The 13015-nt window shown below is 65.5% G+C and carries 21 protein-coding genes; 13 read left to right on the top strand and 8 right to left on the bottom strand.

The window, feature by feature from the left end; all coding sequences use genetic code 11:
* Window positions 1–7: 7 nt before the first annotated feature.
* The 7 genes from OKW39_RS44190 to OKW39_RS44160 are packed head-to-tail and all read right to left on the bottom strand — an operon-like array spanning window position 8 to window position 6722.
* Window positions 8–1861, bottom strand: a complete 1854-nt coding sequence (locus OKW39_RS44190) for an SMP-30/gluconolactonase/LRE family protein (protein WP_429565759.1) — start codon at window positions 1859–1861, stop codon at window positions 8–10.
* Complete coding sequence (locus OKW39_RS44185; RefSeq protein ID WP_429565758.1) at window positions 1858–3222, bottom strand: hypothetical protein; 1365 nt, start codon at window positions 3220–3222, stop codon at window positions 1858–1860. Before OKW39_RS44185 ends, OKW39_RS44190 begins: the two co-directional genes overlap by 4 nt.
* Window positions 3179–3484, bottom strand: a complete 306-nt coding sequence (locus OKW39_RS44180) for a hypothetical protein (protein WP_429565757.1) — start codon at window positions 3482–3484, stop codon at window positions 3179–3181. Before OKW39_RS44180 ends, OKW39_RS44185 begins: the two co-directional genes overlap by 44 nt.
* Window positions 3484–3687 carry a hypothetical protein gene (locus OKW39_RS44175; protein WP_429565756.1) on the bottom strand — a complete coding sequence of 68 codons (204 nt, stop codon included), beginning with the start codon at window positions 3685–3687 and terminating at the stop codon, window positions 3484–3486. The genes OKW39_RS44180 and OKW39_RS44175 overlap by 1 nt, the downstream gene beginning before the upstream one ends.
* Window positions 3684–5519: a DNA cytosine methyltransferase gene (locus OKW39_RS44170; protein ID WP_429565755.1), complete on the bottom strand. Its 1836-nt coding sequence runs from the start codon at window positions 5517–5519 to the stop codon at window positions 3684–3686. Before OKW39_RS44170 ends, OKW39_RS44175 begins: the two co-directional genes overlap by 4 nt.
* Window positions 5516–5722 carry a hypothetical protein gene (locus OKW39_RS44165; RefSeq protein WP_429565754.1) on the bottom strand — a complete coding sequence of 69 codons (207 nt, stop codon included), beginning with the start codon at window positions 5720–5722 and terminating at the stop codon, window positions 5516–5518. The genes OKW39_RS44170 and OKW39_RS44165 overlap by 4 nt, the downstream gene beginning before the upstream one ends.
* Complete coding sequence (locus tag OKW39_RS44160) at window positions 5712–6722, bottom strand: DNA-methyltransferase (RefSeq protein WP_429565753.1); 1011 nt, start codon at window positions 6720–6722, stop codon at window positions 5712–5714. The genes OKW39_RS44165 and OKW39_RS44160 overlap by 11 nt, the downstream gene beginning before the upstream one ends.
* A gap of 142 nt (window positions 6723–6864) precedes the next feature.
* Here OKW39_RS44160 and OKW39_RS44155 point away from each other — a divergent pair, with 142 nt between their 5' ends.
* Entirely contained in the window at window positions 6865–7446 is a 582-nt protein-coding gene (locus OKW39_RS44155) for a recombinase family protein (protein WP_429565752.1), read from the top strand.
* Window position 7447: 1 nt separating this feature from the next.
* On the opposite strand, the gene OKW39_RS44150 is transcribed toward OKW39_RS44155, so the two are convergent.
* Window positions 7448–8095 carry a hypothetical protein gene (locus OKW39_RS44150; RefSeq protein ID WP_429565751.1) on the bottom strand — a complete coding sequence of 216 codons (648 nt, stop codon included), beginning with the start codon at window positions 8093–8095 and terminating at the stop codon, window positions 7448–7450.
* A 256-nt stretch (window positions 8096–8351) separates the two neighbouring features.
* Here OKW39_RS44150 and OKW39_RS44145 point away from each other — a divergent pair, with 256 nt between their 5' ends.
* From OKW39_RS44145 to OKW39_RS44090, 12 genes are all read left to right on the top strand, one after another.
* Window positions 8352–8651 (top strand): hypothetical protein, encoded by a 300-nt coding sequence (locus tag OKW39_RS44145; protein WP_429565750.1) that lies wholly within the window; start codon window positions 8352–8354, stop codon window positions 8649–8651.
* Between the two features lie 391 nt (window positions 8652–9042).
* Entirely contained in the window at window positions 9043–9339 is a 297-nt protein-coding gene (locus OKW39_RS44140; RefSeq protein WP_429565749.1) for a hypothetical protein, read from the top strand.
* Window positions 9330–9677 carry a hypothetical protein gene (locus tag OKW39_RS44135; RefSeq protein ID WP_429565748.1) on the top strand — a complete coding sequence of 116 codons (348 nt, stop codon included), beginning with the start codon at window positions 9330–9332 and terminating at the stop codon, window positions 9675–9677. Before OKW39_RS44140 ends, OKW39_RS44135 begins: the two co-directional genes overlap by 10 nt.
* Before the next feature lie 30 nt (window positions 9678–9707).
* The gene (locus OKW39_RS44130; protein ID WP_429565747.1) at window positions 9708–9899 is read left to right on the top strand and encodes a hypothetical protein; all 192 of its coding nucleotides are present in this window, start codon (window positions 9708–9710) and stop codon (window positions 9897–9899) included.
* Window positions 9896–10189, top strand: coding sequence for a hypothetical protein (locus tag OKW39_RS44125; protein WP_429565746.1), 294 nt, complete (start codon window positions 9896–9898; stop codon window positions 10187–10189). Before OKW39_RS44130 ends, OKW39_RS44125 begins: the two co-directional genes overlap by 4 nt.
* On the top strand, window positions 10186–10491 hold the full coding sequence (locus OKW39_RS44120) for a hypothetical protein (RefSeq protein WP_429565745.1): 306 nt from the start codon (window positions 10186–10188) through the stop codon (window positions 10489–10491). Before OKW39_RS44125 ends, OKW39_RS44120 begins: the two co-directional genes overlap by 4 nt.
* Window positions 10488–10958 (top strand): hypothetical protein, encoded by a 471-nt coding sequence (locus OKW39_RS44115; protein ID WP_429565744.1) that lies wholly within the window; start codon window positions 10488–10490, stop codon window positions 10956–10958. The genes OKW39_RS44120 and OKW39_RS44115 overlap by 4 nt, the downstream gene beginning before the upstream one ends.
* The gene (locus tag OKW39_RS44110) at window positions 10955–11302 is read left to right on the top strand and encodes a hypothetical protein (protein WP_429565743.1); all 348 of its coding nucleotides are present in this window, start codon (window positions 10955–10957) and stop codon (window positions 11300–11302) included. Before OKW39_RS44115 ends, OKW39_RS44110 begins: the two co-directional genes overlap by 4 nt.
* Before the next feature lie 276 nt (window positions 11303–11578).
* Window positions 11579–11845, top strand: coding sequence for a hypothetical protein (locus OKW39_RS44105; protein WP_429565742.1), 267 nt, complete (start codon window positions 11579–11581; stop codon window positions 11843–11845).
* The gene (locus OKW39_RS44100; RefSeq protein WP_429565741.1) at window positions 11842–12522 is read left to right on the top strand and encodes a hypothetical protein; all 681 of its coding nucleotides are present in this window, start codon (window positions 11842–11844) and stop codon (window positions 12520–12522) included. The genes OKW39_RS44105 and OKW39_RS44100 overlap by 4 nt, the downstream gene beginning before the upstream one ends.
* The gene (locus OKW39_RS44095) at window positions 12519–12707 is read left to right on the top strand and encodes a hypothetical protein (protein ID WP_429565740.1); all 189 of its coding nucleotides are present in this window, start codon (window positions 12519–12521) and stop codon (window positions 12705–12707) included. Before OKW39_RS44100 ends, OKW39_RS44095 begins: the two co-directional genes overlap by 4 nt.
* 14 nt (window positions 12708–12721) lie before the next feature.
* Complete coding sequence (locus OKW39_RS44090; RefSeq protein WP_429565739.1) at window positions 12722–13012, top strand: hypothetical protein; 291 nt, start codon at window positions 12722–12724, stop codon at window positions 13010–13012.
* The last annotated feature ends 3 nt before the right edge of the window (window positions 13013–13015 follow it).

Here is a 13015-nt window from a genome sequence, read left to right as displayed (position 1 = left end):
CCTCCGGTTAGGGCAAGGCCGCAGGCGTCCATCGATAAACGATGACGCTCGCGCCGTTGTAGTTGTCTTTCGTGATGACGTACTCACCGTTCGCGCGCAGCAACGACCGCAGGCCGTACATCGAATCGACATCGTTGCCGACATACACGCCCGGGTTGCTGCTGGTCAGCGTCATCTCAAGCGCGCCCGTCGTCAGGTTGAACGCGTCGATGTTCGGCACGGTGTGCACATAGCCGACGAACAGGTAATTACCCGCCGCGGTGATCGACTTCGGATTGAGGCCCGTGAGCGTGATAACCAGAGGCGTCGCGGTGTTGCGCGCGCACCAGCCGTGATAGACCTCGACGCGCGTGCCGATTGAAGTCCAGTCGGTCCCGATCCCGTTAGCGAGGATCATCGTGTCGCTGTCCGGCAGATAGATGATCCGCGTGAGCGGCGTGATGCTGGCCGGGGTCGGCGTGGCAATGCCCGCGCCCCATAACGGCTTGCCGCTGGCATCAAAGCCGGTCAACGGGTAGTGCGTGATCGCCTTCGTCTTGTCCAGCCCCGCCCACACATCGCCCCGGCTGTCGAGGCAGAACCCGCAGCGCACCCGCGCGTTCGTACCAAACAGCGCGCCCGGCAACGACCCATCTGGAATCGCGATATAGCCGCTCGCCTCGCTGAAGTGGAAGAAGTAAAAGACATCCGGGTTCTGCCCGCACGCCACCAGAATCCGGTGGTTGGGTCCGACCGCGGCAAGCTGGGCGAAGTGCTCACCGCGCGACGGATCGCTCGGGTTGATGCGCGGATCGGCCGGAAAGTCGAACGGGTCAACCGTGTTGGCGACGAAGGTGCCCCCGGCCGTGCCGCTGTAGACATTCGTGCCACTGTAGAAGCAGCAGCCATCCGTGACCGGGTCCGGCGCCGCAATCGCCTCGAAGTTAAGCGCCTGAAGCACCCACTGCAGCGTGCCGCAGGCGCTGTAGGCGTGGAGGTCCGTGCCGCCTGTACGACCCAGATCCGAGGTTGCGCCCCACGGGTTGTTCAACACGTACAGGTTGCCGCCTGCGTCCTTGCCAATGCCTGCCACGCGCGTGAACCGCTTGTCGCCCACCTGCCCCTTGATGCCGCACGTCGTGTCGCGATACCCACCCTGCGTACCGAACGTGCCGATCATCGGCGGGATGCCAGACAGGTCGTAAATCTTGATGTTCTGGTCCGGACCTTCGTCCCCGACCATCAGGGTATTGGCCGCCGCATCGAAATGCAGGGAGGCCGGCCGCGAACCGGCGGGCATCGTGATCGTCTGCACCGGCGCACCGAACGGGGTAAAGCCGCGCACGGTGCCGGTGGCCTTCTGCGCCACCCAGATGTTGCCAAGCCCGTCGACGGCGAGCGCGCCGGGACTGGCGAGCGCGATATCGCACTGGAAGGTGCCATCCGTTTTGAACACGCGCACGCGGTTACCCGGAAAGTCGCTCGCATAGAGCTGCGCCCCATCGACCGCGAGCCCCGTCACCACGTCGGCATTGCGCTCGGTGATATCGGCGCTGACCGCGATGTGCAGGTCCTGGGTGCGGGTGCTGCGGCTGTAGCGCCCCACGCTGCCACTACCCAGAGTCGCACTGAACGGCAGCGCGACAAAGACATGCGTATCGTTGCCCGTGATCGCACTGCCCTGAAACTCGCCATGCGCGCCGATCGAGCCGATGCTCTGGCCGTTCTGGTAGATAGCAATGCCGCCCGCGTTTTCATCCCACAGCGACGACGTATAGATGACCCCTTCCGGGGCTACCCACATTGAACGGGCGGCGTTGCCAACATGGGAGGCGTTCGCGCCGCACGTATTCGCGATCCAGTCTGTCGTGTACGCATTCATGGCCGCGTTCCCGGGGCAGCGTGCGTGTAGAGCGGCGTCGATATGACGGGGTATGACTCGCTGAAGTCCTCGCCGGGAATTCCGAATGGGAACTCGTCGGAGTCTTCGGAGAATCGGACAATTGGCTCATTCCCTTCGATGCCTTCCGTATTGTCCAGGACATGCATCCATGCCACCGGCTCCGGCGCTACAGCCACGGCTTCGCGCGGCAGGGCGACCACCCTGGGCGGTTCCGGCGCGACCTTGAGCATTGCGCGCCATACCGCCTGCAGTCCCCCGCCCATCGCGGCTGGATAGAACAAGGGCACATTTCCGTCCCCAGCCGCAGCCGCATCCGATGCCTTCATCATCATCCGGGCCGTCGGCTCCACCGGCACCATCTGCCAGCCATCCGGGATCGGCTCCGCCACTACGGTGGTCAGCCAGTCACGCACGATCTCAAGCTCATCCGCCCGCCGCAGCATTTGAGCGTGACGGCCTTGGTCCAGCACCCCATCAGCCGAACGACGCAGCTCTCTGATCGCCAATTCGATGACATACAATTCCTGCCCGGTCAGCAGGCCAAACCCGCCTCCGTCCGGCACCGTCATTGCCGCGCCCGTCCCGGGCGACGCATAGAGCGGCACATCGCCATTACGCGGCATACGCGTCCAATAACGCAGCGTCCCATCCGACGACCCGCGCAGCTTGCGCCAGTCCATCGGATTGATCCATGCCACCGGTGCCTGCGGTGCTGCACTGGCGTACCGGCATGTACCCTCGCCGTTATCCAGACATTGCGGCCCACACCCGCACGGTTCATGCGACGCGGCAGGCTCCTGACCCGGCACCCATGTCGCCTGCCCGGCATGCCAGAGGAACGCGCAATAGGCCGCAACGTCGAGCGGATCACCCTTGCAGACGTGCTGCATCAGATCCGTGCGCAACCCGTCGAAGTCCGTCGTCATCTCCCACTCGTTGCTGTAGCCGTACTTCCGCTCGGCCGCCGCGAGCTTTTCAGCGAGCGCGACAGAGAAACGGTCGACCAGACTGGCCGTCGCCGGGTGCAGATCAACGCGCCCGGCACCGAGCACAGGCGGCTCATCGACGTTCCGACTGGTCGCCCAGCGCACGAAATCCTCGCCGAGCGTGAAGGCTTCCGGCGCGAACGCATCAGCGGCCAGGAGCAGCGATTTAGCCTTGCGCACGAAATCGCACTCGTCGATGCCCCGGTCCTCCATGCAGACGACCGCTTCCTGTAGCAGCGCGAGCGCGTCGCCGAGCAAAGCCTCTGTAGCCCAGCCGATCAGCGCCCGTTCCTCAATGGACAACTCCCGCTCAACGTTCATCCCGTCCCCCATCACCACCGGCACGATGCCCACCCGCAAACGGCGTATCAGCGAGCGCCTCACGCGCGAGCGCCTGCATCGTCTCGGCGGTACCGGTGCACCCGGTGAACGAGTGGGCAATCAGGTGCAGCACCGCGCGATAGCGCTGCGCGACCTCCCGGATTTCCTCACCTCTGACCGCAGGCTCCGCGACCAGCGCCAGCACCTCGCCACTCAGCGCCCGCACCGCCTCCCACTCCCGCATGAAGGCCTCGGTATCGACCGCATCGGTCACACGCAACACGTCATCACCCATCACGCCTCCCGTAAAGGCTCACCACCCCAGACCACACGAATCTCGACCTCCACGCCCACCACGAACCCGGCCGCCGTGAACGTCCCGCCATTGGCCGCCGCGAACCGGTCGAGCGCCTTGATCAGATCGCCGTAGATGCCCGTCATTTCTGCGTCCTGAGCAAGCTCCAGCACCGCCGCGTACTGCGCGGGCGTGACGTTCACGTAGAGTCCGCAGCCCATACCGCCGCCTGAATCCGCCGCCCCAGCCACCGCATGCACGGCACCGCCATCGAATTCCCCAGCGCCTTGTACCGAGGCCCATCCGCTGCCGCCCTCGTACACTCCTCACGCGTCATCTGCCCGCCGCGCATCAGGTACTTCACCCAATCTGCATCCAGCTTTTCTGCGCGCACCGCCCGGCCATACGGCATCAAAGTAAAGTCATCCGGAAAGCCCTGAAGCCGCTCGCATTCGCGCGGCGTGAGCCGCCGCACCGCCATGCCGTCGAGCGCACCGCTCATGCGCCGCGGGCCGTTATTCGCATCAAGCGTCGGGTGCACCGGCGACACGCGAACCCCCGACTGCGCCTCCTGAAACGCCAGACACACCGCCTGCGACTGCGGGCTCGACGAGCCCAGCGCACCCGCCGTGTGCGGGCTTGATACCGGGTCCTGACGGGCGTCGAAGGCGATAGCCACCTGCCCCCCGCCATTCGCATGCGAGCCGTCGAAGCCCATCGCGCGCAGCGTCGGCGCGACCTCCACCGACGCATCGCCGCCCGCGTCCTTGCACGAAAAGCCGATCACCGGCGGCGCACATACCAGGGTGTCCTGATCACCCTTGTCCGCATCGGCAGACAGCGGTGGCACCACCTCCGACGGCGCGCCATCCTTGCCCCGCGTGAAGTGCGACGCCTTGAAGGCCACCGCGACCCCGTGCTGCGCCCCGGCCTGCAGCGTGAACATCGGATCGTCCTCGCCACCGACCCCGAGCCCCGCGCGCACATCGGTCGTGCTCACCCCGGTGCGCTTGCCGACCTCAAGCAGTGGGACCGCCGCGCACGGCTCGTACTGCACCGCCACGCACGGTGCCGCATCGCCCTTGCCCGTTTCACCCGCCTGCGCCGTGAGCGCATTCACCACCTCGCCCATGTCGCCCCGGCCATTGCGCGCCACGCGCGGCTGGAACGCATAGCAGGCGATCGGCGCTTCATGCAGGCAGGTGAGCGTCGGCGAATGGTCCGACACGACCTCCGCCCCGCCCTGCCCATGCGCCATGCACACCACCGGCTGCAGGCCACCGCCTAGCTCGAAGTCGGTCCCGAGTCCGCCACCCGCTGAAGTGCGCGCGCTAAGAGTCCCGGCAACGTCTTGCCCCGCGTCCCGGCCCGGCGGAGAATCCCGGCGCACGCCTTCGAAGTCAAAAAGTACCGCCGTGGGATCGAACCCCGCTCGAGCACTCGATACAACGAAACAACGCCGGCGTCGTTGGGCCACTCGGAAATATTGGGCATCGAGCAAGCGCCAGGCGACCGTACGCCGGGGTCCAAACACAGCACCAGCGTTGCTCCACGACCGTCGTCCCCCGGCACGCCCTGGCGGCTCCAATGCACAGCCCTCTCCGGCCAGCCCGGCAAGAAAGTGGCCGAAGGCGTTGTCCTTCGAGGAGAGGACGCCCGGGACGTTTTCCCAGACGACGACGCAGGGAGCGAGTCCCCGAACAGATCGAGCTGCATCGATGGCATCGGCCAACTCCAGAAAGGCGAGGACCAGCGCCCCGCGCGCATCCGCGAGCCCGGCACGCAGACCCGCCACAGAGAACGCCTGACAGGGCGTGCCGCCCACCAGCACATCGGGCGCCTCGATCTCGCCCGCGCGCACGCGTGCGGCCAGACCCCGCATGTCCCCCAGGTTCGGCACCGACGGATAGCGGCACGCGAGCACCGCCGACGGAAAGGCATCGATCTCCGCGACCCACACCGCCCGCCAGCCGAGCGGATGCCACGCGACGCTGGCCGCCTCGATGCCCGAGCACACGGAACCGAAGGTGATCATTTCGACCTCGCCGTGTACCGCCGCAACTCGCGCTGTGCACGCTCGGCGACCTCATCACCGAAGCGCGCACGCACCGCGTCGACCAGCGCCCAGCCCGCCCGATAGCTGCCCCGGTGTGCCGCTGACACCGCCTCGCAGAAGCGAGACCAGCACTGCTCGCGCTGCGCCGCCCATGCGGCCTCCTGTGCAGCGTCAAGGGGCATTGGCACCCCCGAACAGATCAATCTGCGCGGCCCGGAACGCCTGCTCGCGCTGCGCCGCCGCCAGTTCGAGCCGCGCCGCGGCAATGCGCTCGTCCTGCATCGGGCGATACGCCGGGTTCAGTTCGCAGCCGATGAAAGGTCGCCCGTGACGGATCGCCACCGCCGCCGTGGTGCCGCTGCCCATGAACGGATCGAGCACCACGTCGCCAGCACGGCTACCCGCGAGCACGCACGGCTCGACGAGATCGACCGGGAAGGTGGCGAAGTGCGCCCCCTTGTAAGGCCGCGTGTTGACCTGCCAGACCGTGCGCCGGTTGCGACGGCCACCGACCGCAGACCACTCCTGATCGTTGCCACGCGCGCCGTTCGCATCGCGGTACGTCAGCCGCGCATCGCGCCGGAAGCCATTACCCGACGGGTGATCGCTCACCGCAGGCTCGCTGATCGCCGCCGCATCGTAGAAGTAGCGCTCCGACTTCGCGAGCAGGAACACGTACTCATGGCTTTTCGTTGGCCGGTCGGTGACCGACTCAGGCATCGGATTGCCCTTCGACCACACGATGTCCGAACGCAGATACCAGCCATCTGCGCGCAGCGCGAACGCGAGCATCCAGGGAATGCCGATCAGGTCCTTAGGCTTCACGCCGTAATCTGCGGCGCGCTGCGGCCGACCGCCAGCGGCCTGCGCCCGGTTCGTCGCTTCGCCGTTCATCAGCGTGGACGGCACCTGATAGCCACGGTTCGCCGCATAGCTGTCGCCGATCACGAGCCACAGCGTGCCGTCGTCGGCCAGCACCTCACGCACCTCGCGGAACACCTCGACCAGCGCATCGATGTATTCGGCCGGCGTCGCTTCGAGGCCGATCTGCCCGGCAACTTGATAATCGCGGAGCCCAAAATAAGGGGGCGACGTGACGCAGACCTGCGCGCGCACACCTTCTGCGGCCAGCACACGCAGCGAGGCACGGCAATCGCCGAACAGGATGCGGTCAAGCTCCACGCGCGCCCCCCTGTCCAGAAGCGAACGCTTGTGGTCGATCCGGGTTTGCCTGTACGAAAGTAATGGTTGACTCCTTTCGCACACTGTCCATAATCGGCTCAGCCTTTCCGGTCACCACACCACCACACCACGGGGAAACACCATGCGAACGTTCATCTACGCCCGCGTCAGCACCGACGACCAGACCACAGAGAACCAGGTGAAGGAGATTCACGGCGCCGGGTTCGCGGTCGATAAGAAACGGATCGTCACCGAAACCATCAGCGGCAGTTCGCCGGCCAGCGAGCGCCCACAGTTCGTGAAGCTGCTCGACCGGCTGGAGGACGGCGACGTGCTGATCGTCACCAAGCTCGACCGGCTCGGGCGCAACGCGATGGACGTACGTGCGACGGTTGAGAAGCTCGCCACGATGGGCGTGCGGGTGCATTGCCTGGCCCTTGGTGGAGCGGACCTCACCAGTGCGGCAGGCAAGATGACGATGGGTGTGATTACGGCGGTGGCGGAGTTCGAGCGCGACCTGCTGATAGAGCGGACCCACGCAGGCATCGCGCGAGCGCGCGCAGAAGGCAAACATATGGGACGCCCCGCCGCACTCAGCACAAAAAACCTCACCTTGGCCCTCAAGCAACTGGCGGCAGGCGTGAGCGTCTCGCAGGTTGCACGCGACCTGAACACCAGCCGCGCGACCATCATCCGCGCACGCCAACGCGCAGAAGCGGCATGACTCAGTGACCAATCGTCACCCCCGCCCGGCGGTTGATCACGATCTGCACACTGCCGGGCTTCTTCTCTTCCGTGTCCAGCCCCCACGCCTTGCGCTCACCTTCCTGAACGATCTTCAACGACTCGGCCACCGTCTTGACGTGACGCGCGGCCTCCATGTCCTTTGACTTGATGGTGGCGTAAGCCAACGTGCGTACCGCAATCCACTCCTTGCGGTGAGTCGTTAGCACTTCTGCGCGACGCTCGACCGCCGCTTCATGCGCGATGCGTCGTGCTTCATCCTCGGTGCTCTCAGGCGGTATCACCGGCAGCGGTGCTTTCAGGCCACGCTCGCGGTTCTTGACCGGCGGCTCGCGCATTTCAATCGCCGGGCGGACAACTGGCGAGGGCTTTGGCGGCGACGCAGCAGTAGATTCTCCGCTCGGTGCGGCTTCCTCTTCGACCTTCGAATCTGCGCGCCGCTGCGCCTGTTCTGCGACCGAATCCATGTCGGTGCGTTTGGCCCAGCCATCGACGCTTGAGCGCTTCTGCACCGCCTGGCGGGTGGTTCCAAGGCTTTCAGCGATCTGCACGAAGTTGATACGCGGGTCCGATTCCCACATGGCGCGGGCGGCGGCCCACTGGATACGGCTGACCTTGTTGAACGGCATAAGGCTCCCGGGACGGCGTGATCGGGTTGACCGTTTGATTGTCACGTCACGACATCAGCTTTCTGCGTGCAGGGCTGGTGGTTCATGACAACGCAGATGACAACTGGATGCGGTGCAAACGCCGACGTGGTGCGGACTCCGATGCAACTCATGCGTCAACCTTATCATTTCCGATTCTGCTTCGCACGCATAAAATGCTTGTAGCGCAGTGCGAAAACTTACATACTTCGGCCATCTGAATGTGGATGCGATTGTCATGCAGGTTGACCACGACGCCATCTGGAAGGCGAAGCAGGCGATCACCTCGATCCGCGAGGTTGACGCGGTGCGGCGCTCGTTCGACGAGCGGCGTGTGGGTCATGGGTGGAAGCTCACGCACACGCCTGCGAACTACACGTACGAGGCGCATTTCAGCGAGGTGGCTGGACGGCCGGACGTGATCTGGATCCAGACGCGGGCGTGGAGCGCGGAGGACGAGGTGAGCAGGCTGTACACACTGCCTGCGGCGCGGGCGTTTTACCGGGCGCTGGTGAACGCGGGATACACGGCGTTTTAGACGGCGTTCTGCGCGGTATGCGTTCTGGGTCACGCGCAGATTTTCACGGCACGGCACCACGGCACGCAGCGCATACGGCACGGCACGCGTTACGGCACGGTACACACGGCACACCACCCCGAGGGTGGTGTGCCTTCTTCAGGACACACGCAGCAGGCTGGGAAGGCGACATGCCCGCATACCGGGTACGCAATGCGGTAACAGGACGGCTGGTGCATGACGCGGTGACGATGCATCCACGCACGTTTGATCTGCGAGATGACGCGGAGCAATGCGCGATGGCTTTGCAGAGGTATGCGTGTGTGGGCGATGGCGCGGCGCGTTATGAGGTTGAGGTATTCGAGGCTTGGGTCTCGCAGGGGGACCTGGCGTAATGGCGGGGGCTGACTGAATGGGGCTGCTGCGGGCGATTGTCGATGCATGGTGCGGGCCTTCCGCCGAGCGCGAGCAGGCGCGGCGACTGCGCGAGGCGAAGCTGCTGCTCGTCGACCATGCGTGCCAGCTCGAGTACTACACGCACAGCGTGCTCATGCTGCGCGCCCGCATCGCGCGTATCGAATCACAGTCTGCGCAATCTGTGTCCGCATCCGGTGCGGACATTCGCATGTGCACCCAGCACCAAGCCGACCTTGCACTGCATGTCCATCACGGTCCCCAACACGACGGAGCGACGATCCCATGGAACTGAATCTCGTACGCGGCGCGCTTGAACGGCTGACGAAGTGGCGCTCGGTGTTTGCGGGCTGGCAACTTGGCACGCGCTCGGACACCGACCCGGAAGCGCAGGCCGTGCGCGATCACCGCGAGGTGACGATCCTGCTGCGCGCAGAATTCAATGCCCTCGCCGCGCTGCTGGTTGAGAAAGGCGTCTTCACAGAGGAAGAATTCACGGCACAGCTCGGCGACGAGGCCGAGTTGCTCTCGCAGGCGTATGCGCGCAAGTTCCCGGGCTACGAGGCGACCGACTACGGCATGCAGGTCGATGTGCATACCGCGGCAAAGACGACGAAGGACTGGCGCCCGTAGGACGACGCGGTACCCGACAGGGAGCAAACCATGATCGTGTACGTGGGCTTTTCCGTCGACATGCACCGGCTGCAACTGCGCAGCATGGAGGAGGTCGAGGCGCTGCGCGTGAAGCTTGACGCGGTGGTGCGTGCCCACGTCTATCCCGGGCCGGTCGACTTCGACACCGACATCGAGGTCGACCTGCTCATCCTCGCAGGCAGTCCGCAGGAGGTGCAGTGAGCGACGTGAGCGATCAGGCAACCGACGAATCCGCAGGCGACGAACCGGCATGGCCCAAACGTTACGGCGTGGGCGACGCGTGGGTAACCGAAGGAGGCCTGACCCGGCGCGAGTACTTCGCCGCGCATGTGAACGTTGAACTCGGCGCGGTGTACGACCGGCTGCTGCACGATCTGCGCCGCGAGCCGACGCTCAAAGAGATCGCCTCGTACATGGCCGAACTGCGCATGCGTGTGGCTGACGCGATGATCGTACGGCTTGATGCCACCAGTGGGAGTCGCACGCTATGACCGACGATACACAGGCACGTATCCGGAAACTGGACGAGCAGCGCCAGTATCTGTGGTCAGTCATGGGGGGCGCGCGTCACGGCGCGAACGTCATACGCGAGTATGTCGAGGGGCTGCGCAAGCCATCGCTTGTCACCACTGTGATGGCCGCGCATTGCGGCTTTGATCTGGCGGCCCATTACCGCAACCGGCTCGCACAGAAGCTCGCTGATTACGAGACAGCCAGAAGTGAGTCACAACGCCTCACTGCCGAAATTCGCCAGCTGCAGTCCGGCAAATCTGCGGAGGTCGATACGCGATGAGCGACATGGACGGAACCTTCACCCTCACCCCCACCGAGGGCAGGCCCCTGCAGCAGGCGCTGCACGGCGTGCCGTCAGCCACGAGCAGCCAATTGCTTGACCGGTACCGGCGCTACATGTGCCCGACGTGCGAAACGGTGCACGACAGCGAGTGGGATGCCGAGGACTGCTGTCCCCGGGCGATCGAGATGTTCTACCAGTGCCCCGTGTGCGATAAGCAGCACAACTCCGTCGACGCGGCGGCCGACTGCGAGCGCTCGCACGGCGACCTCGACGAGGAAGCCGACGGCGGACCGTGGGCGTGCCCCGTGTGCCATGCGCTGTTCGTCACGCTTCAGACCGCCGTGGACTGCTGCCTGTGGAAGCGCATGGGATGGGAGCAGCGCGCGCAGATCGTGCGCGAGGTGCGTGTCCGGCTGCGCAGCCGCGAGCCCTTCGAGGCACACGCAGAAGGAGTCGATCAGTGAAGCACATACCCGAACCCGAATGGATCGTGAACGACATGGGCGAACTCGGCGTGAAGGTCGGGAACCGCTTCTTCTTTCTCTACAAGGGCGAGAGCCTCGAGTACGGCGCGCCCGAGATTGGCGATGTGCGCGACGGCGTGGTCATTCATGAGGACGGCACGCCGGTGCTCTGGCGCATCGTCGGCAAGCGCGAGTTCGGTGAAACGTGCTGGCCGGTGGCATGGATCAAGCGCGGCTATGCCGATGACCGCTACACGCTCGATCTGGTCTGGCGCGAGGGGCTGAGCTTCGGCAAGCCCGAGGACGGCCGGTGGCAACCCCTGCCCGCCCCGCGAGCGAAGTGATGCGCTACGGATGCCACAACCGCCCCGAGGCCGCGCGCGAACTGCTGGCGCAGGACGGCTGGCTCGACACCGGCATCACACAGCGCGGCCAGCCGCGGGTGGCGACGCGCCTGCCCCGCATGGTGTGGGTCCCGGTGCCGTTCAGCCCCGGATGCCAGCATGCGCTCGCCCAGCCGACGGACCCGGCCTGCACTGGCTGCATATGGCAGCACCCACCTGATACCACTGGTATGACTGGTATCAGTGGTATGGAATGACACTCACCGGAGAACACAGATGACGCTCTATGCCGTGCACGCTCAGGGTTCCGACGACATCATCGCCGCGCCATCGAAAGACGACGCCCAGACGCTGGCCGACCGGATGAACATGTGGTCCGACACGTTCCGCAAGTGGGTTGGACCGGCGCGCGCCGTGGTGATCGAGTATCCGGATTCGCCCGAAAGCCATGCCGAACAGCTCGAGGCCGACTGGAGCCGGCACGAACTTTTTATCGTGATCGCCGACCCGGAAGCCCTGCAGCCGAACAGGACTTCACGATGACCTATCCCCATCGCGAGAATCTGCCGCATATGCCGGACCGTATCCGGCGCCTGCCCGTGAGCGAGAAGGGCTACCCGGTGCCGTACTTCGTCGCATGGATCGATGGCGTGCCCGACTTCCGCGTGTCCGACCCGGAGAAGCTGGTCAAGTGCGTGCGGCAGTATCGCTGCTGGATTTGCGGCGAGCCGCTCAGCAGGTACGTGGCGTTCAACATCGGGCCGATGTGCGCGGTCAATCGCATCTCCGCCGAGCCGCCCTCCCACACCGACTGCGCGCTGTTCGCCGCGAAAGCGTGTCCGTTTCTCACGCTGCCCAAGGCCGTGCGGCGCGAGTCCAACCTGCCAGCTGAGATCAGCGACCCGGCCGGCGTCATGATCGACCGCAACCCGGGCGTGGCGCTGGTGTGGATCACGAAAGAGTTCCGGCGCATGCGTGCCGACGGCGGTGCCGGCGTGCTGTTCCAGATCGGCGATCCAACGGAAACGTTCTGGTTCGCCGAAGGGCGCGAGGCCACCACGCAGGAAGTGATGGACTCGATCGCGAGTGGCCTGCCGATCCTGCAGAAACTCGCCACGCAGGATGGTCCAGAAGCCGTGCGCGAACTGGCCATGATGACGCGCGAGGCAATGCGGTACGTGCCGGTGGGCAACGCTGACACTGCCGCCAGCGCGCCATGAGCTCTGAATCGCCCGCACCGCTGAGCGTGCAGTTCCGGCATGAATTCACCGCCATGCAGGCCGTGCACACCGCGCTCAAACCGCTCGACGACCACGCGAAGATGCGCGTGCTCAACTATGTCATGAGCATGTTTGCCATCGGCCCGCACGCAGAAACGGCCAAGCCCGAAGCCAAGCCCAAATGAATCCGGAGCCCGCCATGACCGACGACACACCCCGCCCAGGCGAACTGTACTGGCTCAGCTTTGCCGACCCCACCCTGCCATCGGGCAACCAGTTTCTCGGCGTGGTGGTCATGCGCGCGCGCTCGTTCGGCGCGGCCATCGAGAACGCGTGGCGCTACGGCGTGAACCCCGGTGGCGAGGTGATGGGATCGGTGATCCCGGCCGAGTACGAGAGCGTCGTGCCCAAGACGAGCCGCGGACGGCTGCTCTCCCGCGCGGAAAGCGAAGCACTGCTGTCCATGCTGGACAGCGCTCCACATTCGTGAGGA

Source organism: Paraburkholderia sp. MM6662-R1 (assembly GCF_050436245.1).
GTDB lineage: Bacteria > Pseudomonadota > Gammaproteobacteria > Burkholderiales > Burkholderiaceae > Paraburkholderia > Paraburkholderia tuberum.
This window is presented reverse-complemented; position numbering and strand designations above follow the sequence as displayed.

What these genes read in the sequence shown, in the direction of transcription:
- OKW39_RS44190 (WP_429565759.1), bottom strand. Translation starts at nt 1,861, where the DNA reads ATGAATGCGTACACGACAGACTGGATCGCGAATACGTGCGGCGCGAAC.
- OKW39_RS44180 (WP_429565757.1), bottom strand. Translation starts at nt 3,484, where the DNA reads ATGGGTGATGACGTGTTGCGTGTGACCGATGCGGTCGATACCGAGGCC.
- OKW39_RS44170 (WP_429565755.1), bottom strand. Translation starts at nt 5,519, where the DNA reads ATGATCACCTTCGGTTCCGTGTGCTCGGGCATCGAGGCGGCCAGCGTC.
- OKW39_RS44165 (WP_429565754.1), bottom strand. Translation starts at nt 5,722, where the DNA reads ATGCCCCTTGACGCTGCACAGGAGGCCGCATGGGCGGCGCAGCGCGAG.
- OKW39_RS44155 (WP_429565752.1), top strand. Translation starts at nt 6,865, where the DNA reads ATGCGAACGTTCATCTACGCCCGCGTCAGCACCGACGACCAGACCACA.
- OKW39_RS44150 (WP_429565751.1), bottom strand. Translation starts at nt 8,095, where the DNA reads ATGCCGTTCAACAAGGTCAGCCGTATCCAGTGGGCCGCCGCCCGCGCC.
- OKW39_RS44145 (WP_429565750.1), top strand. Translation starts at nt 8,352, where the DNA reads ATGCAGGTTGACCACGACGCCATCTGGAAGGCGAAGCAGGCGATCACC.
- OKW39_RS44140 (WP_429565749.1), top strand. Translation starts at nt 9,043, where the DNA reads ATGGGGCTGCTGCGGGCGATTGTCGATGCATGGTGCGGGCCTTCCGCC.
- OKW39_RS44135 (WP_429565748.1), top strand. Translation starts at nt 9,330, where the DNA reads ATGGAACTGAATCTCGTACGCGGCGCGCTTGAACGGCTGACGAAGTGG.
- OKW39_RS44130 (WP_429565747.1), top strand. Translation starts at nt 9,708, where the DNA reads ATGATCGTGTACGTGGGCTTTTCCGTCGACATGCACCGGCTGCAACTG.
- OKW39_RS44120 (WP_429565745.1), top strand. Translation starts at nt 10,186, where the DNA reads ATGACCGACGATACACAGGCACGTATCCGGAAACTGGACGAGCAGCGC.
- OKW39_RS44115 (WP_429565744.1), top strand. Translation starts at nt 10,488, where the DNA reads ATGAGCGACATGGACGGAACCTTCACCCTCACCCCCACCGAGGGCAGG.
- OKW39_RS44105 (WP_429565742.1), top strand. Translation starts at nt 11,579, where the DNA reads ATGACGCTCTATGCCGTGCACGCTCAGGGTTCCGACGACATCATCGCC.
- OKW39_RS44100 (WP_429565741.1), top strand. Translation starts at nt 11,842, where the DNA reads ATGACCTATCCCCATCGCGAGAATCTGCCGCATATGCCGGACCGTATC.
- OKW39_RS44095 (WP_429565740.1), top strand. Translation starts at nt 12,519, where the DNA reads ATGAGCTCTGAATCGCCCGCACCGCTGAGCGTGCAGTTCCGGCATGAA.
- OKW39_RS44090 (WP_429565739.1), top strand. Translation starts at nt 12,722, where the DNA reads ATGACCGACGACACACCCCGCCCAGGCGAACTGTACTGGCTCAGCTTT.